The sequence below is a fragment of the Actinophytocola xanthii genome, from assembly GCF_001921205.1.
GTDB lineage: Bacteria > Actinomycetota > Actinomycetes > Mycobacteriales > Pseudonocardiaceae > Actinophytocola > Actinophytocola xanthii.
Genome location: NZ_MSIE01000066.1, coordinates 1 through 16915, shown reverse-complemented (window position 1 = coordinate 16915; position 16915 = coordinate 1). Strand labels below are relative to the sequence as shown.

15 protein-coding genes and 1 pseudogene are annotated in these 16915 nt (G+C 71.2%); 2 read left to right on the top strand and 14 right to left on the bottom strand.

Annotated elements, in window-relative coordinates; genetic code table 11:
* Positions 1 to 14: 14 nt before the first annotated feature.
* From BU204_RS30070 to BU204_RS30050, 5 genes are all read right to left on the bottom strand, one after another.
* Positions 15 to 1598, bottom strand: coding sequence for an ABC transporter ATP-binding protein (locus BU204_RS30070; protein WP_075129181.1), 1584 nt, complete (start codon positions 1596 to 1598; stop codon positions 15 to 17).
* A 74-nt stretch (positions 1599 to 1672) separates the two neighbouring features.
* A complete protein-coding gene (locus BU204_RS30065) occupies positions 1673 to 2887 on the bottom strand; it encodes a BMP family lipoprotein (RefSeq protein WP_083661762.1) in 1215 nt (404 codons plus the stop codon).
* A 262-nt stretch (positions 2888 to 3149) separates the two neighbouring features.
* A complete protein-coding gene (locus BU204_RS30060) occupies positions 3150 to 4343 on the bottom strand; it encodes a saccharopine dehydrogenase family protein (protein WP_075129161.1) in 1194 nt (397 codons plus the stop codon).
* A 65-nt stretch (positions 4344 to 4408) separates the two neighbouring features.
* Entirely contained in the window at positions 4409 to 4756 is a 348-nt protein-coding gene (locus BU204_RS30055) for a hypothetical protein (protein ID WP_075129160.1), read from the bottom strand.
* A gap of 389 nt (positions 4757 to 5145) precedes the next feature.
* Positions 5146 to 5985, bottom strand: a complete 840-nt coding sequence (locus tag BU204_RS30050) for an SMP-30/gluconolactonase/LRE family protein (RefSeq protein WP_143229856.1) — start codon at positions 5983 to 5985, stop codon at positions 5146 to 5148.
* Between the two features lie 70 nt (positions 5986 to 6055).
* Here BU204_RS30050 and BU204_RS30045 point away from each other — a divergent pair, with 70 nt between their 5' ends.
* On the top strand, positions 6056 to 6700 hold the full coding sequence (locus tag BU204_RS30045; RefSeq protein WP_075129159.1) for a TetR/AcrR family transcriptional regulator: 645 nt from the start codon (positions 6056 to 6058) through the stop codon (positions 6698 to 6700).
* 3 nt (positions 6701 to 6703) lie between these two features.
* Here BU204_RS30045 and soxR read toward each other — a convergent pair whose 3' ends face one another.
* Positions 6704 to 7144: a redox-sensitive transcriptional activator SoxR gene (gene soxR, locus BU204_RS30040; protein ID WP_075129179.1), complete on the bottom strand. Its 441-nt coding sequence runs from the start codon at positions 7142 to 7144 to the stop codon at positions 6704 to 6706.
* A gap of 55 nt (positions 7145 to 7199) precedes the next feature.
* Between soxR and BU204_RS30035 the strand changes: the two genes are divergently transcribed.
* A complete protein-coding gene (locus BU204_RS30035; RefSeq protein WP_075129158.1) occupies positions 7200 to 8393 on the top strand; it encodes an NAD(P)H-binding protein in 1194 nt (397 codons plus the stop codon).
* Positions 8394 to 8512: 119 nt separating this feature from the next.
* On the opposite strand, the gene xylB is transcribed toward BU204_RS30035, so the two are convergent.
* The 8 genes and pseudogenes from xylB to BU204_RS29995 form a co-directional block, all read right to left on the bottom strand.
* On the bottom strand, positions 8513 to 9916 hold the full coding sequence (gene xylB, locus BU204_RS30030) for a xylulokinase (protein WP_075129157.1): 1404 nt from the start codon (positions 9914 to 9916) through the stop codon (positions 8513 to 8515).
* Between the two features lie 22 nt (positions 9917 to 9938).
* The gene (locus BU204_RS30025; RefSeq protein WP_075129156.1) at positions 9939 to 10790 is read right to left on the bottom strand and encodes a sugar phosphate isomerase/epimerase family protein; all 852 of its coding nucleotides are present in this window, start codon (positions 10788 to 10790) and stop codon (positions 9939 to 9941) included.
* A gap of 24 nt (positions 10791 to 10814) precedes the next feature.
* Positions 10815 to 11819 (bottom strand): sugar phosphate isomerase/epimerase family protein, encoded by a 1005-nt coding sequence (locus BU204_RS30020; RefSeq protein ID WP_075129155.1) that lies wholly within the window; start codon positions 11817 to 11819, stop codon positions 10815 to 10817.
* On the bottom strand, positions 11816 to 13213 hold the full coding sequence (locus BU204_RS30015; RefSeq protein WP_075129178.1) for an alkaline phosphatase family protein: 1398 nt from the start codon (positions 13211 to 13213) through the stop codon (positions 11816 to 11818). The genes BU204_RS30020 and BU204_RS30015 overlap by 4 nt, the downstream gene beginning before the upstream one ends.
* Before the next feature lie 8 nt (positions 13214 to 13221).
* Entirely contained in the window at positions 13222 to 14358 is a 1137-nt protein-coding gene (eboE, locus tag BU204_RS30010) for a metabolite traffic protein EboE (RefSeq protein ID WP_075129154.1), read from the bottom strand.
* Entirely contained in the window at positions 14355 to 15230 is an 876-nt protein-coding gene (locus BU204_RS30005; protein WP_075129153.1) for a TatD family hydrolase, read from the bottom strand. Before BU204_RS30005 ends, eboE begins: the two co-directional genes overlap by 4 nt.
* On the bottom strand, positions 15227 to 16696 hold the full coding sequence (locus BU204_RS30000; RefSeq protein ID WP_075129152.1) for an EboA domain-containing protein: 1470 nt from the start codon (positions 16694 to 16696) through the stop codon (positions 15227 to 15229). The genes BU204_RS30005 and BU204_RS30000 overlap by 4 nt, the downstream gene beginning before the upstream one ends.
* Positions 16693 to 16915 (bottom strand): annotated as a pseudogene (locus BU204_RS29995) (SCO3242 family prenyltransferase); the annotation flags it as partial. The pseudogene BU204_RS29995 and the gene BU204_RS30000, both read right to left, overlap by 4 nt.

Below are 16915 nucleotides of genomic sequence, written 5' to 3'. Positions count from 1 at the left end.
GGTCATCCGCCGGGTCACCCCTTGTCTCCTTCTTCCGTGCGGTCCACGACCAGGTGTCCCTCCGCATCGACCTCGCCTGCGCCGGTCATCGCCGAGCCGAGGTCCTCCGGCGTCACCGTCGCCGGGTCCGCGTCGGCGACGAACCTCCCGCGGAGCATCACCTTGATCGAGTCGGACAGGCCGATGAGCTCGTCGAGGTCGGCGGAGACCAGCAGGACGGCGAGGCCGTCGGCGCGTGCGGCGCGGATGTGGTCCCAGATGGCCGCCTGGGCCCCGACGTCGACACCGCGGGTCGGGTGCGAGGCGATCAGCAGAACCGGGTTCCCGGAGAGTTCGCGCCCGACGACGAGCTTCTGCTGGTTCCCACCCGAGAGGGAGGCGGCGGCGACGTCGATGCCGGGAGTTCGCACGTCGAACTCCTCGACGATGCGTTCGGTGTCCAGGCGGGCGCCGGCCACGTCGAGCAGCGCGCCGCGTGCGGCGGGTCGGCGGGTCTGGTGGCCGAGGATCCGGTTGGCCCACAGCGGCTGGGTGAGCAGCAGCCCGTGCCGGGTGCGGTCCTCAGGGATGTAGCCGATGCCGGCCTCACGCCGCGCGAGCGTGCCGGACCTGGTCACGTCCTTGCCGCCGAGCAGGATCCGCCCCGTCGCCGCCCGGCGCATCCCCATGATCGTCTCGACCAGCTCGGTCTGCCCGTTGCCCTCGACCCCGGCGACGCCGAGCACCTCGCCCGCGCGCACGACGAGGTCCAGCGAGTCCAGCAGGGCTCGGCCGTCCGGGGTGCGCAGTGTCAGGTTCTCGACGCGCAGCACCTCCCGGTCGGTGACCGTGGACGTGCGGGTCTCCGGGCTGGGCAGCTGGCTGCCGACCATCATCTCGGCGAGCTGGCGACTGCTCACCGTGCTCGGGTCGACGGTGCCGACGGTGGTGCCGCGGCGGATGACCGTGACCGTGTCGGCGATGGCGCGAACCTCGTCGAGCTTGTGGGAGATGAACAGGAACGTGTAGCCGTCCGCCCGCATCGCCCGCAGCGTGTCGAACAGCTCGGCGACCTCCTGCGGGACCAGCACGGCGGTCGGCTCGTCCAGGATGACGATGCGCGCGCCCCGGTAGAGCACCTTGAGGATCTCGACGCGCTGCCGGTCGGCCACTCCGAGCCGTTCGACCAGCGTGTCCGGGTCGACGTCGAGTCCGGTCGCACCGGCCAGCTCGCGGACCCTCGCCCTGGCTCGCTTGCCGATGCCGTGCAGGTCCTCGGCGCCCAGGACGACGTTCTCCAGCACGGTCAGGTTGTCGGCAAGCATGAAGTGCTGGTGCACCATGCCGATCCCGGCCTTGATGGCCTCCGCCGGGGACTTGAAGCGGACCGGCGAGCCGTTCACCTCGATGGTGCCCTCGTCGGGCGCCTGCATCCCGTAGAGGATCTTCATCAGCGTCGACTTGCCCGCGCCGTTCTCCCCGCACAGCGCGTGCACCTCGCCCGAGCGCACGGTCAGGTGCACGTCGGAGTTGGCGACGACGCCGGGGAAGCGCTTGGTGATGCCGGTCAACGCGACGGCCGGAGCCCGGCCGGAGGCCGACCCGGTGCTGTCGGTCATCGAGGACACCCTTTCCACGTCAAAACCCGTGGGTGTGCGGGGCGGCCGCACACCCACGGGCGTGACAACGATCGTCAGCTGGCGGCCGGGGTGTCCGCGACCGTGATCTCGCCGTCGATGATCTGCTGCTTGTACGACTCGACCCACTCCTTGGTCTCGTCGTCGATCTTGCCGCCGGAGGTGGAGTAGCCGACGCCGTTCACCTTCAGGTCGAAGACCTGGGGCAGCCCGCCCATGTCGCCCGCGGCGACCGCGGCGATGTAGTCGAACACGGCGACGTCGACACGCTTGAGCATGGACGTGATGATCACGTCCTTGTACTCGGCGACGGTGGCCTGGTTGTACTGGTCGGAGTCGACGCCGATGGCCATCACACCGCCCTCCTTGGCGGCGGCGAAGACGCCCTTACCGGAGGCGCCGGCGGCGTGGTAGACCACGTCGGCACCCTCGTCGATCAGGCCCTTCGCGGTCACCTGGCCCTTGGGAGCGTCGGTGAAGCCGGTCAGGTCGCCGGCCTCGGTGATGTACCGCGCGATCACCTCGGCGTCCGGGGCGACGGCCTTGACGCCCTGCTCGAAGCCGGCCTGGAACTTCTGGATCAGCGGGACGTTCACGCCGCCGACGAAGCCGATCTTGCAGCTCTCGCTCTTCAGCGCGGCGATGACGCCCACCAGGAACGAGCCCTCGTGCTCGGCGAAGCCGAGGAAGGTGACGTTCTTCGGCGCACCCTCGACGAACCCGTCGACGACGGCGAACTGGGTGTTCGGGAACTGGCCGGCGATGACCTTGGTCGCCTCGGAGTAGGCGAACCCGACGCTGATCACCGGGTTGTGGCCCTCCTGGGCCAGCTGGCGGAGGCGGGTCTGCTTGGAGTCCTCGCTCTCCTGGTCGGTCGCCGTGAGCTCCTTGGTGTTCTCCTTCTTGACCCCGAGGTCGGCGATGGCCTGGTCGAGCCCGGCGGCGGCCGAGTCGTTGAACGACGCGTCGCCGCGGCCACCGATGTCGAAGGCGAGCCCGACCTTGAGCTGGCTCGCGTCGACGTCGGACGCCGCGCTCTCGGAACTGGTCGCTCCCGACGCCGCGGCCGGCTTGTCCACGGTCTGGCAACCCGAGGCGTTGTTGTTCTGGCCGCCAGACGGGTTGTCCGAGGATGCGGAATCCTTCGCACACCCAACCACGGACAGCACGCTGGTCAGAGCGATCGCGGTGACCGCGACTCCCCGCTTGAAGCGCAAGGCTTTCTCCCTCCCGGGCTTCACGCGCCCGGCGAGCACCGAACGCAAACTCATTCGCGAGACCGTACTCTGCGCTTCGTCCAGCGCTACCGCCGCGTAGACCCGCGTGACCCAATCGTTTTCGCGACGGCCTCAAGCTGCACTGAGCGTGATCATCCGAATGCGTTCCGATCGCGAAAGTACGCTCGAGGCCCTCTCAAGGGCCGCTGACCAGGCCCGGACGCACTTGTCCACAACTGCTTCGGTTATCCACAGTTCGATCTTCCCCCGCTGTTTCGGCCCTGTTTTCACGGCACTATCGAGCCATGACCACCACTCATTCCCCCTCCATTCCCCGCTCGGCCGCGACCCGGAAGGAGAGCCCCGCCCGTCGAAGCCGCCCGATCAGGGCATCCCCCATGGCGACCGCCGTGGTGACCTGTCCACAGGTGGCCGGGAGGTTGTCGAAGGCGAGGCACAGCGCCGACTCGCCGAGCATCCTGGCCGTCTCCCCGTACCCGGGGTCACCCCCGCTGACCTCGGTGAGCACCTGCCGCCCGCCACCCTCGCCGACGAACCGCATGCGGAACCAGGACTTGGCCCGCCGCTCCTCGCTCGGCCCCTCGCCCGACTGCATCCGTCCAGCCAGGAACCGCCGGACCGGCGGGACCTGGGCGAGCAGCACCACCCCACCCAGCCCCCCGGCGATTCCGGCGGCGACCGGGAGGGAGGGGACCGCGATGTGGTGGCCGTAGCCGAAGTCGGGGCCGTAGCGCGGCAGCGCCCGGGCCGAGCGCAGCACGATCTGGGGGTCGACCAGGGGCGCCGGCAGCACCCAGGAGCCAACTGTCTTCTCGTAGCGGGGGCGGCCCTTGATCCCCCGGATCCTGCGGTCGACCGGCCGGCCCTCGAGGTGTCGGCGCCGCGCGGCGGTCGAGGCCATGGTCCGCACCCGGGAGAACGCGGCCAGTGCCGAGTGCAGGGTGCCGGCCGACCAGGTGCCGGAGGCGGACATGTACCCCTGGACCCGCAGCGGCACGTCCTCGGGCAGTTGCTGCACGGTGAAGTAGGCGCCGAGGTCGGCCGGGATCGAGTCGAAGCCGCAGCAGTGCACGAGGCGCGCGCCACTGCTCACGGCGCGGGCGTGGTAGCCGAGGTACATCCGGTCGACGAACTCGGGCTCGCCGGTGAGGTCGAGGTAGTCGGTGCCCTCCTCGGCACAGGCGGACACGAGGGGCTCGCCGTGGTCGGTGTACGGCCCGATCGTGGTTGCCACGACCCGGGCCCGGCCGACCACGTCCCGCAGGGCGCGCTCGTCGGTGACGTCGGCCACCAGCAGCTCCAGCTTGGCGCACTCCGGGTTGACCAGCGCGAGCCGCTCGCGGAGACCCTCGAGCTTGGCGGGGTTCCGCCCGGCCACGGCCCACCGGCAGCCCGCCGGCGCCTCGGCTGCCAGGTACTCGGCGGTGAGCCCGCCGGTGAACCCGGTCGCCCCGAACAACACCACATCGAACTCACGCCCGACCGACATGGAGAACCCCTTCGTTACTCACCAGTAGCCAGACCCTACCGGCGACGGAGCGGCCCGCCAGCCCCTTACGTCCAGAAGACCGCGAGCCCCACGTTCACCACGACCAGCCCGCCCAGGGTCGGGTTCAGCCAGCGCGGCGTGGTCTTGCGCAGCGTGTAGGCGAGCGCCAACCCGGCGATGACCACGAGCACCAGCAGCTTGATCCCCAGCTTCATGTGGTTGTAGTCGGCGTCGGTGACCGGCGCCAACAACTGCAACGCGAGGCCGGTGACCAGCTGCAGGCCCGCGCCGTGCAACCACCCCGCGTTGGGCGGCCCATCCCCGGTGGCCCGGCGCTGCACCAGGAAGGTCCCGATCAGCACCGCCATACCAAGCAGATGGAGGAACACCAACAAAAGCCGCACGAACTCCACGAACGCCCTCCTCGAGCCGCCAGCGGGAACAAAGGAAAGTTCTAGCAGGCCGACCCACTCCCCGCCGCCGCGCCGCCCCAACGAGCCCTCCTCCCCAGCCGGGCCGCCTCAGCCAGCCCACCCCAACCACACCCAGCTCGCCACGCCTCGGGACGGACAGGCCGCGGCGCTCGACGACCGCCACCGCTGCCGACCACGCCTGACCGCACCCCACCGACCACTGCGAACAACGCCTACCCGGACCCCGCACACCCACCACCAGGGCGCGCCGGCTGAACCAGGCCACTTCCAGTCACGGCCCTGGCCAGCTCACCCAGGGGTGTCCCCCGGCTCACGTTTTCCGGCAGCGAGCGCTCCGAACCGGTCTCGGACGCTCGACCGCCGGCGGTCTACGCGGGGATCTCGGTGACGTAGATCCGAGCACTCCGGCGGGTGAGCACGGCCTCGAGCTGCTCGATGCCCTCGAACTCGTTGCACAGGAGGAACAGGTGTCGACCCTCCGGCCCGCCAAGAGCACACGCGAAGCAGGGAAGCTCGGTCTCGACCCGGTGGGTGATCTCACCACCGTCGAGCACCCGGACCACCGCTCCCGCGGGCTCACCCTCGTTGAGCCCTTCGGCGGTCTGGCACCAGATGCCACCAGCGGAGTCGATGCAGATGCCGTCCGGGCCCAGTCCTTCTGCCCAGGTGCGCCGCCCGGACAACGAGCCGTCCGGGTCGATGTCGAAGGCCGACAGCCGGCCGGCGAAGGACTCCGCTATCACGAGCGTCGAACCGTCGGGGGTGATCACCATCCCGTTGGGGAAGTCGATGTCGCCGGCGACGTCTCTGGCGGTGCCGTCGGGACTGACGAGGCGGATCCAGCCGGGTTCGGGTGCGCCACCACCGAGGAAGTCGAAGTCGGCGCCGTTGACGTAGACGTGGCCAGCTGGGTGGACGACGAGCTCGTTGCCGCCCTGCGAACTGTGCCGCACGGCCGAGCCGTCCGGCTCGACGCGGGTCAGCTCCTCGCCGGAGACCAGCAGCCGGCCGTCGGGGAGCCAGGCGATGGACCAGCCCATCCCGGCGCGACCCGGACCGACCACCTCACGCCGTCCCTCCAGGTCGACGGCGAGCACCTCGCCGCTGCCCCAGTGGGCGAACCACAGCCGGCCTTCGTGCCAGCGTCCGGACTCGACCATGGTCAGGCCGTCTATGAGCAGCCGAGGGGGAGGGAGCAGAGCGGTCACGGACGTCTCCTCACGACATCTAGACTAGACGGTCTAGTCTTTCCAGAAGACCGCAGCGTACCGTTGCTCCGTGCTCGATCAACACCCCGCGGGCGAATCGGAACACCCGAGCCCGAAGCAGGCCGCGATTCTCGAGGCGGCGACCCGCGTGTTCCTCGACAACGGCTTCCGCGGAACGAGCATGGATGTGGTCGCCCGTGCCGCCGGGGTCGCGAAGCAGACCGTCTACCAGCACTTCGTCGACAAGAAGCGGCTCTTCGTCGAGGTGGTCCGGGCTGCCGTCGACGCGGTCGCCGACCCGGTCGCCGCCGAGATCGAGCAGCTCGGCTCCGGGGACGACCTCGCCGCCGAGCTGACCGAGCTCGCCGTGCGGCAGCTCCGCGCGGTGCTCCAACCCCGCGTGCTCGCGCTGCGCCGGCTGGTGATCGCCGAGGTGCCTCGTTTCCCCGAGCTGGGCCAGGCGTTCTTCGACCAGGGCCCGGGCCGCACGATGTCCGGGCTCGCGGCGAGGTTCGCCGAGCTCACCGGGGAGGGCCGGTTGCGGACCGACGACCCGTCGATCGCCGCCTCCGAGTTCAACTGGTTGGTCATGGCCGCACCGATCAACGAGGCGATGCTGCTCGGGCGGACGTCCTTCTCGGCCGCGGACCTCGCCCTCATCGCCGACCGAGCCGTGGCGACCTTCATGCGTGCCTACGGCACCACGGACCCCTGACGCTCAGCGCAGCAGGTGGGCGCCCGGGCCGCGGCCGGCCAGCTGGTCGTTGGGGTTGACCAGGGCGCACTCGGTGAAGGAGAGACAGCCGCAGCCAATGCAGGCCGTGAAGCGGTCTCGCATCCGTTCCAGCCTGGCGATGCGGTCGTTGATCGCCTCGCTCCAGCACTCGGCGGCGCGGAGCCAGAACTCCTTGGTGGGCGGCGTGTCGGCGGGCAGGAAGCCCAGCACCTCGCCGATGAGCGCCAGGGGGATCCCCACGCTCTGGGACGCTCGGATGAAGGCCACCCTCCGCAACGTCGTGCGGTGGTAACGCCGCTGGTTACCGCTGGTGCGCCGGCTGTGGATGAGGCCCTCGCGCTCGTAGAACCGGAGCGCCGAGGTGGGCACGCCGCTGCGCTCGGACAGCTGACCGATCGTCAGCTCCGCCGGGAGGTCGGTCACCACGGCGAGCAGCCTAGCTTGACTTGAACCTTTGTTTAAGTCTGAGGCTTGGCGCATGACGATTCTTGTTACCGGCGCTACCGGCAACATCGGCCGCCACGTGGTGGCGGGGTTGCGTGAGCGCGGCGCCGACGTCCGCACCCTGTCCCGCTTTCCGGGTGCCGGGGCCACGGGGGACCTGAGCCGGCCCGAGACGCTCCACGAGGCGCTGTCTGGTGTGGACTCCGTGTTCCTGCTCTGGCCCTTCCTCTCGGCGGAGCGGATCCGCGACGTGGTCGAGGTGATCGCGCGCCACGCCCGCCGCGTGGTGTACGTGTCGACACTCAACGTGCGGGACGAGCTGACGCCCGAGCAGAACGGGGTGTGGGGGCAGGTCGAGGACGCGGTCCGCCGCAGTGGGCTGGAGTGGACGTTCCTGCGGCCGAGTGGGTTCGCGACGAACACGTTCGAGTGGGCGCCGGCCATCCGTGCCGGCCGAGCGGTACGAATGCCCTTCCCGGGCGCCGCCCGGTCGCTGATCGACGAGCGGGACATCGCCGACGTGGCCGTGGCGGCGCTCACCGAAGACGGACACATCGGCAGGAGCTACACGCTCACCGGTCCGGAGGCGGTCACCCAGGCCGAGCAGGTGCGCATCCTCGGAGCCGCGGCCGGGCGGCCGGTGGAGGTGGAGGAGATCAGCGCGGAGGAAGCCCGTGCCGACGTGCTCGGCTGGGCGGACGAGTCGCTCGCCGACAGCGCGCTGGCCTACTGGCGCTCGCTCGTCGACAACCCCGAACCGGTCACCTCGACGGTGGAGGAGATCACCGGGCATCCGGCCCGCGGCTTCGGGCAGTGGGCGGAGGACCACGTCGACCAGTTCCAGCCGCTTCCGGCGCACGAGGTCGCCGAGCGGTACGTGTCGGCCTTCCGCGGCGGCCGGCTGAGCGAAGCCATGCGGTGGACCTCGGCCGACGTCGTTCGCGTCGCGCCGCTGGAGAACGACGGGAAGCACGTGGAGCTGCGCGGGCACGACGAAGTCCTGGCGAACGCCGAGCGGCTCAACCGAGGGCTCGAGTTCCACGGGTTCGACGTCGACGGTCCGTTCGTCGCGGGCGACCGGTTCGCGGTGCGGTTCACCTTCGACGCCACCCACACGCCCACCGGCCGCCGGACGACCTCGACGAAGATGTCGCTCTACACCGTGGCCGACGGGGTGATCACCCGCGAGGAGGTGTTCTACTTCGACCCTCCCGCAGACGTGCTCTAGGCGCAATGCCGGTCGTTTAGCTGCCCGGAAGGCCCCTTATTGGTCTTGAACGTGCCTGTTTTCGCTGCTCGCCGATCGCGGAGTTGATCTTGCGTCGGCTTAAGCGACCGGCATTGGCTCTAGGCGCCGGGACGGTCGAGGATCTTCTCCCGGGCCTCGGCGTAGCGGGCACGCAGGCCCGGGGTCGGGTCCGCGCTGAACTCCTCCACCGCGCCCAGGCGCCAGCGCGGCGGGTTGTCGGTGCCGGTCAGCGCCCACGCCGCCTGGCGGGCCGCGCCGTCCGCGACGTACTCGCCCGGTTCGGGGACAAGGACCGGGCGGCCGAGCACCGACGGCGCGATGCGGCGCACCGCCGCCGAGCGTGCGGCACCACCCACCAACAGGACCCGCTCGACGCGGACACCCTGCGCGACCAGCGCGTCCACCGCGTCCGCCAGGCCGCAGAGCATTCCCTCCACGGCGGCGCGGGCCTGGTGGGCGGGCGTGGCGTTGGCCAGCCGCAGCCCGTGCAGCGCACCGGTCGCCTCCGGCAGGTTCGGGGTGCGCTCGCCCTCCAGGTACGGCACCAGCACCAGGCCGTCGGCGCCGGGTGGGGCGGCGAGGGCCAGGTCGGCGAACCGGTCGTGGTCCACCCCGAGCATGCGGGCCGCGGCGTCGAGCACCCGCGCGGCGTTCAGGGTGCACACCAGGGGCAGGTACCGCCCGGTGGCGTCGGCGAAGCCGGCGACCAGGCCGCTGGGGTCGGCGGAGGGCTTGTCGGCGACGGCGAAGGCCGTGCCCGACGTCCCGATCGACACCACGACATCGCCCGGCTCGGCCCCGACGCCGAGGGCGGCGGCCATGTTGTCTCCGGTCCCGGGGCCGGCGAGCGCCCCGCTGGGCAGGCGGCCGGCGGAGTCGGACGGGGCGAGGACGCGGGGCACCGCCGGCGTCCGGCCCATGGCCAGCTCGAGCAGGTCGGGGCGGTACGTGCCGGTGGCCGGCGCGAAGTAGCCGGTACCGGACGCGTCGCCGCGGTCGGTGGTCAGCTCGGCGAGGTCGCCACCCCCGCGCAGACGCCAGGTCAGGTAGTCGTGCGGGAGGCACACGGCGGCCGTGGCGGCCGCGGCCTCCGGCTCGTGCTCGGCGAGCCAACGGAGCTTGGTCACGGTCAGCGACGCCACCGGGACGACGCCGACGGCGTCCGCCCACGCGGCCGGCCCGCCGAGCTCGTCGATCAGCGACACGGCCGCCCGGGCGGAGCGGGTGTCGTTCCACAGCAGTGCCGGCCGGACCACCTCGCCCGACTCCGACAGGCACACCATGCCGTGCTGCTGACCGGCGACCGAGATGGCGGCGACGTCGTCGACGCCGCCGGCCCGCTCGATCGCCGACCGCAGCGCGTCCCACCACGCCGCCGGGTCCACCTCGGTCCCGTCGGGGTGCGGCGCCGCCCCGCTGCGCACAAGCGCACCGGACTCGGCGTCACGCACCACGACCTTGCAGGACTGGGTCGACGAGTCGACCCCGGCTACCAGCGGCATGACAAGCCACCTCCGAACGGAACTAGAACCGCAGGTTGGACAGGTAGTTGTAGCCCGTGGCCGCGCACTCCAGCGGGTCCACCGGCTGGTCGTTCTCCACGATGTACTCGTCCACCTCCAGCGGCCAGTTGGCTCGGAAGATCCGCCGGAAGTCAATGGTGCCCTCGCCGAGGTCGGCGAAGCCACCGTCGGGCGCACGGTCCTTCACGTGGTACTGCGTGACCCGACCGGCGACCCGGTAGAACTCCCGCACCGGGTCGGCCCCACCGGTGACGACCCAGTACAGGTCCATCTCCAGGTGCACGTTCCGGCGCGTCGTGGTCCGGGTGATCACGTCCCAGGGCCGCACGCCGTCGATCCGCTCGAACTCGTGCGCGTGGTTGTGGTACCCGAACTCGATGCCCGCCCGCCGGTACGCCTTGCCGGCCGCCTCGAGGCGAGCGGCGAAGGTCCGCCACTCCTCGATCGTCGGGAAGCTCGCCCACGCCACGTTGCTCTTGCGGTTGCCGAGCACCTTCGCGTCCGCGATGGCCTGGTTGATGTCACCGTCGATGCCGACGTGGGTCGAGGTCGCCCGCAGGTGGTGGCGGTCCAGGATCCGGCGGAACTCGGCGGCGGTGCGCCCGTAGGTGCCGGCGAGCTCCACCTTGCGGTAGCCGATGTCCGCCAGCGCCGAGAGCGTGCCCTCGAGGTCGACCTCGAGGATCGAGCGCAGCGTGTACAGCTGGATGCTGATCTTGTCCTTGGGCACCCGGTGGTGCCACAGGCGGCCCGCACCCGTGGCCGACGCCGTACCCGGCACCGCCGCAACCGCTCCGGCCGCGAGGGCACCGGCGGCGGCACCCCGCAACATCGTCCTTCTGGAAACAGCCATGACGAATCCCTTCCCTGGAATCAGTCAGTCCTTCGTGGAGAAGGCGGCGTCGAAGGCCGCCGCCGGCTTGTCGAAGATGAGGTTGCGGATGAAGGTGACCGCCTCCTCGGCGCCCCGAAGCCGGTCCATGCCGGCGTCCTCCCACTCGACCGAGATCGGTCCGGTGTAGCCGATCGAGTTGAGCGCGCGGAACGACTCCTCCCACGGCACGTCACCGTGCCCTGTGGACACGAAGTCCCAGCCGCGGCGGGGGTCGGCCCAGGCCAGGTGGCTGCCCATCCGACCGTTGCGGCCGTCGAACCGCTTCTTGGTGTCCTTGCAGTCCACGTGGTAGATCCGGTCGGCGAAGTCGAGGATGAACCCGACCGGGTCGAGGTCCTGCCAGATGAAGTGGGAGGGGTCCCAGTTCAGGCCGAACGCGGGCCTGTTGTCCACGGCGGCCAGGGTCTTCTTGGTCGTCCAGTAGTCGTAGGCGATCTCCGAGGGGTGCACCTCGTGCGCGAACCGCACGCCCACCTCGTCGAACACGTCGAGGATGGGGTTCCACCGCCGCGCGAAGTCGGCGTACCCGTCCTCGATGACCTCCTGGGAGACCGGCGGGAACATGGCGACGTACTTCCAGATCTTCGATCCGGTGAAGCCGACGACGGTGTTCACCCCGAGCTTGGCCGCCGCCCGCGCGGTGTCGGCCATCTCCTGGGCGGCGCGCTGGCGGACGCCCTCGGGCTCGCCGTCGCCCCAGATGCGGGCCGGCAGGATGTTCTTGTGCCGCTCGTCGATGGGGTCGTCGCACACCGCCTGCCCGACCAGGTGGTTGGAGATCGTCCACACCTTCAGACCGTGCGACTCCAGCTGCGCGAGCTTGTTCGCCACGTAGTCGTCCTCGGCCAGCGCCCGGTCCACCTCGAAGTGGTCGCCACCGCAGGCGATCTCGAGCCCGTCGTAGCCCCACTGCGCGGCGAGCTTGCACACCTCCTCGAACGGGAGGTCGGCCCACTGGCCGGTGAACAAGGTGACTGGTCGACTCATCGTCGCGCTCCTTCCGGTACGTCAATTCCCTGCAACCGCAACACCAGGTCGCGGACCTCCGTGGCCGCGACCCTGCCGCCGGGTTCGGCGTCGGGCACCGAGCACAGCAGCACCGGCCCGTCCTCCGGCCGGTCGGGCAGCCGGCCGTGCGAGCCACGTACGTACGACGGGTCGAGCGGCACCACGTTCATCGCGTACCGCAGACCGACCTTCTTGCGCACCAGGTTCATCCCCGCCTTGGCCTTCGCGAGCCGGTCGGCGGGGTCGAAGAACAGCTCGGCCGGGTCGTAGCCAGGCTTGCGGTGGATCTCGACGCCCCGCGCGAAGTCCGGCGCACGGGCATCGTCCAGCCAGTAGTAGTAGGTGAACCAGGCGTCCGGCTCGGCGGTGACCACGAGCTCACCCGCCCGCGGATGATCGATGTGGTACCGCGCCTGCTCCTCGCGCCCGAGCACCTCGTCCACACCGGACAGCTTGGCCAGCAGGTCGCGCACCCGCGGCAGGTCGGCCGGGTCGGCGACGTACACGTGCGCGACCTGGTGGTCGGCCACCGCGAACGCCCGGGAGGTCCACGGGTCCAGGTACTCCATACCGGCCTGGCTGTAGACCTCCAGCAGCCCCTCGGAACGCAGGACCCGGTTGATGTCGACCGGCCGGCGTACCGGGGTGATGCCGTACTCGGAGAGCGCCAGCACCGTGGCGCCGGCGTTCTGCGCGTCGGCGAGCAGCGGCGCCAGCGCGGCGTCGACGTCCCGCGCCGCCTGGATGGCCTCCGGCCCGTCCGGCCCGAACCTCTGCAGGTCGTAGTCGAGGTGCGGCACGTACACCATCAGAAGGTCGGGGTGGTGCTCGGCGAACACCTTGCGGGACGCGCCGACGATCCACTCGCTGGACGCGAGCGAGGCGGTGGGACCCCAGTACTGGAACAGCGGGAAGTCGCCGAGCGCACCGACCAGGTCGTCGTGCAGTGCCGGGGGCCGGACGTAGGCGTCGGGAGACTTGCGGCCGTCGGCGTGGTAAATCGGCCGGGGCGTCACGGTGATGTCGGTCGTCGCGCCCATGGCGTACCACCAGCAGATGTTGGCCGCGGTGAAGTCGGGGGTGCGCCGGCGGGCGGCCTCCCAGACCTTCTCGCCGTCCACCAGCCGGTTGTGCTGGCGCCAGAGGAAGACCTCGCCGAGCTCCCGGAAGTACCAACCGTTGCCGACGATCCCGTGCTGGGAGGGCATCGCGCCGGTCAGGAACGTCGACTGGGCGCTGCAGGTCACCGCCGGGAGCACCGTGCCGAGCTCGGCCTGCCACCCCCGGTGCGCCAGCGCCGACAGGTTCGGCATGTAACGCAGCAGCTTCGACGTCAGCCCCACGACGTCGAGCAGCACCAGCGGCGTTGTCATCGCGGCGGTCACCGGACCCCTCCCTCCTGGTCGAGCAGCTGGACGGCGGCCCAGCGCAGCTCGGCGGCGATACCGCGGATCAGGGCGGTGTCTCCACCGTTGCCCGCGGTCTCCGGCAGCACGCTCCAGGTGTAGGTCTCCACCTCGAGGTGCGGTAGTTCGTCCACAGTAGACCTCAAAGCGGCGATCGTGTCTCGCAGGACGTCGGTCGTCGCGGAGAGCGGCGCTGCCGGGCGGGCGTGCAGCGGCACGTGGAAGTGCACCCGCCAGGTCCGCTGTCCCGGCAGCTCGGTGAGCGCCTGGGGCAGGTCGTCGGCGCCGAGCACCGTCCCGTCCCCGGCTCGCTCGCGCACCTGGTGCAGGTAGCGCGGCTCGGTGAAGTCGACCAACGCCCGCTGGGCGGCCTCGCTCGCCGGCTCCTCCACCTGCAGCGCAGCCGACGCCTGCACCTTCACCACCGACAGCCCGGCCCGATGGATCTCGGCGATGGTCTCCGCCGGGTCGGCGAAGGACACCGCGAGGTGACAGGTGTCCAGGCACAGGCCGATGTAGCGCGGGTCCACCCGGCCGGCGAGCCACCGGACGGCATCGCTGACACGGTCCAGCACGCATCCGGGCTCCGGCTCGACGGCCAGCCGGATCGGGCGCCCGTCCCGGCCGGCCATGTCGTCGAGGACCGCGGTGAGCTCGGCGAGCGCCGTCGTCGCGGCGGCGTCGTCGGCGTCGTCCCACGGGGTGCGCCAGGCCAGCGGCAGGGTCGAGATGCTGCCGTAGCTCGCCGTGTCGGGCAGCAGGTCGGCCAGGACGGTCGCGCAGTCCAGCGTGTACTCGAGCCTTCTGGGATCCGTCCACTGCGGCCGGTAGACCGAGTGCTTGACGACCTCGTCGTGGAACCCGCCGTAGGGGAAGGCGTTCAGCGTGTAGACCTGGAGGCCGCGCGCGTCCAGCTCGGCGCGTAGCTTCCCGCGCAGCGGGACGTCGTCGGCCAGCGCGGCGGCGAGCGCGGCCGGCAACCACAGGCCGAGCCCGAGCACGTCCGCGCCGACCAGCCGTCGCACCGGCTCCGCGTAGCGGTCCAGCTGGGCCAGCACTCCGTCCAGGTCCTCGGCGGGGTGGACGTTGGTGCAGTAGGACAACGGCGTCATGCAGCGCCGCCCGAACCGCCGCCGCGCAGCACGGAGTTACCGGCGAAGGTCTCGCCCGAGGGGGTGAACCCCGGCAGCTCGTCGAGCACGAGCCGGTCGCTCTGGCCGTAGAACTGCACGGGGTTCTGCCACAGCACCTTGTCTACATCGGACTCGTCAAAGCCGGCGTCGAGCATGGCGAGACCGGTCTTGTAGGTCTTCAGCGGGTCCGACCGGCCCCAGTCCGCGGCGGAGTTCACGATCATCCGGTCGGTGCCGTACTCCCGCAGGATCGTCACCATCCGGTGCTCGTCCATCTTGGTGTCCGGGTAGATGGAGAAGCCCATCCAGCACCCGGAGTCCGCCACCACGGCCACCGTGGGCTCGTTCAGGTGGTCGACGAGCACCCGGCCCGGCTCCAGGCCGGACTCGCGCACCACGTCCAGTGTCCGCTTGGTGCCGGCGAGCTTGTCGCGGTGTGGGGTGTGCACGAGTGCCGGCAGGTCGTGGGCGACGGCGAGCTGGAGCTGCTGGGCGAAGACCGCGTCCTCCTCCGGTGTCATCGAGTCGTAGCCGACCTCACCGACCGCGACCACGCCGTCCTTCGCGAGGTAGCGGGGTAACACGTCGAGCACGTCGCGGCAGCGGGGATCGTTGGCCTCCTTGGGGTTCAGCGCGATCGTGCAGTGGTGGCGGATGCCGAACTGCGCCGCACGGAACCGTTCCCAGCCGATGAGGCTGTCGAAGTAGTCGGTGAACGACGCGACGCTGGTGCGCGGCTGGCCGAGCCAGAACGACGGCTCGACCAGGGCGCGAACACCGGCCGAGTACATCGCCTCGTAGTCGTCGGTGGTGCGCGAGGTCATGTGGATGTGCGGGTCGAAGATCCTCATCGGCCAACCTCCAGCAGCTTCTCGGCGTCGGCGGGGACGGCACGGCCCGCCGCCCGCCGTTCCTCGGCGTAGTCGGCGACCATGCGCAGCAGCTCGTCGTCGATGCGCCGGGACAGCTCGACGACCGCGGCCAGCGGCACGCCGACGAACAGACACTTGAGCACGCCGTGCCGCCAGGAGTGGGCGTCCAGGTGCCGCGCGCCGAACTCGCCCATCGCCGCCGCGACCAACCTGATGTCGTTGGCACGCAGGGCGTCTCGGACGATTTCGAGTCCGGTCGAGACCACGCTGTCCGGCAGCGCGGACAGACCGCGCAGCACGCCGCGGCGCTCGGCGTCGTCCCCGTACCGGTAGAGCTCGGCGACCTCGGCGCCGAGTGCCCGGCCGTCGAGCACCTCGGCCAGCGCGGCGAGCAGGCGGGTGCGGGCGAGGTCGTCGACGGTGCCGTGCACCAGGCCCTGCGGGTCGGACTCCGGCCGCAGCGGCGCCCGTCCGACCTTGCGGCCGACCGCGGGGAACAGCGTGCGGACGGCCGCGGGATCCGTGCGGACCCGCTGCTCGGCCTCGACCAGCCAGGGATGGTCCACGCTGCTCACCCACTCCGCGTCGTGGTCGTCGTTCTTCGGGAGCACCGGGGTGAGCGCGGCGCGCAGGGCGGTGATCGCCCGGGCGGCCACGTCCGGCGCCGCGTGGCTGTGCCTCGGCAGCTCGACCGCCGCGACGCCGGAGTAGCCCACCTCGGTCAGCGCGGCCAGGGTCCCCGGCAGATTGAGCTCGCCCTCGCCGAACTCAAGATGCTCGTGGACCCCGGTACGCATGTCGTCCAGCTGCACGTTGACGAGCAGGTCACCGGCGCGGCGGATGCAGGACGCCGCGTCCTCCGGCTCGACAGCCACGCAGTGGCCGACGTCCAGGGTGATGCCGAGCAGTTCCGGCGCCCCGAGCTCCTCGCGGAGCCGCAGCGCGTCGGACAGGTGCTCGACGAACATGCCGGGCTCCGGCTCGAGTCCCAACCGGACGCCCAGAGCGCTCGCCCTGGCGAGCACCATGGACACGCCTGTGCGCATCCGTCGCCAGGCGGTGTCGATGTCCACGTCGGAGGGTCGGATGCCGGACCAGAACGACACGCAGTCGGCGTCGAGGTCGGCGGCGATGCGGACCGCGCGGTGCAGGAAGTCGATCCGACGCTCCGGCTCGTCGGAGACCAGCGTCGGGTGGTGCTTGCGGTGCGGGTCGAGCAGGTATCGGGCGCCGGTCTCGACGACGCAGCGCAGCTCGAGCCGCTCGAGCAGGGCGGCGACGTGGTCGGTCCGCTCGGCGACGTCGTCGGCGAACGGGTCGAGGTGGTGGTGGTCGAGGGTGAGCGCCACGGCGGTGTAGCCGAGGTCGGCGATGAGCCGCAGCGCGTCGTCGAGGCGGTGGTTGCTGAAGCCGTTCGTGCCGTAGCCGAGGTGGAAGGCGGTCATGTCGGCGAGACCTTCCTGGACAGGCGGCGAGCCAGCGGCAGGGCGGCGGCCACGGCCAGCGCGCCGGCCAGCGAGCCGCGCCGGGCGGCGAGCGCGGCCTGGAGCGGGACCATCCCGTGGATCCCGGCCATCGTGGCCCGCCGAACCGTGCCGGCCGACGGGTCCTGCCGGGCGGCGAGCTGCGCGCGCCCGACCGTCGTCGAGTACAGGGCCGCCGCC

What these genes read in the sequence shown, in the direction of transcription:
- BU204_RS30005 (WP_075129153.1), bottom strand. Translation starts at nt 15,230, where the DNA reads ATGAGGATCTTCGACCCGCACATCCACATGACCTCGCGCACCACCGAC.
- BU204_RS30060 (WP_075129161.1), bottom strand. Translation starts at nt 4,343, where the DNA reads ATGTCGGTCGGGCGTGAGTTCGATGTGGTGTTGTTCGGGGCGACCGGG.
- eboE (WP_075129154.1), bottom strand. Translation starts at nt 14,358, where the DNA reads ATGACGCCGTTGTCCTACTGCACCAACGTCCACCCCGCCGAGGACCTG.
- BU204_RS30065 (WP_083661762.1), bottom strand. Translation starts at nt 2,887, where the DNA reads ATGAGTTTGCGTTCGGTGCTCGCCGGGCGCGTGAAGCCCGGGAGGGAG.
- xylB (WP_075129157.1), bottom strand. Translation starts at nt 9,916, where the DNA reads ATGCCGCTGGTAGCCGGGGTCGACTCGTCGACCCAGTCCTGCAAGGTC.
- BU204_RS30000 (WP_075129152.1), bottom strand. Translation starts at nt 16,696, where the DNA reads ATGACCGCCTTCCACCTCGGCTACGGCACGAACGGCTTCAGCAACCAC.
- BU204_RS30025 (WP_075129156.1), bottom strand. Translation starts at nt 10,790, where the DNA reads ATGGCTGTTTCCAGAAGGACGATGTTGCGGGGTGCCGCCGCCGGTGCC.
- BU204_RS30070 (WP_075129181.1), bottom strand. Translation starts at nt 1,598, where the DNA reads ATGACCGACAGCACCGGGTCGGCCTCCGGCCGGGCTCCGGCCGTCGCG.
- BU204_RS30015 (WP_075129178.1), bottom strand. Translation starts at nt 13,213, where the DNA reads ATGACAACGCCGCTGGTGCTGCTCGACGTCGTGGGGCTGACGTCGAAG.
- BU204_RS30035 (WP_075129158.1), top strand. Translation starts at nt 7,200, where the DNA reads ATGACGATTCTTGTTACCGGCGCTACCGGCAACATCGGCCGCCACGTG.
- BU204_RS30020 (WP_075129155.1), bottom strand. Translation starts at nt 11,819, where the DNA reads ATGAGTCGACCAGTCACCTTGTTCACCGGCCAGTGGGCCGACCTCCCG.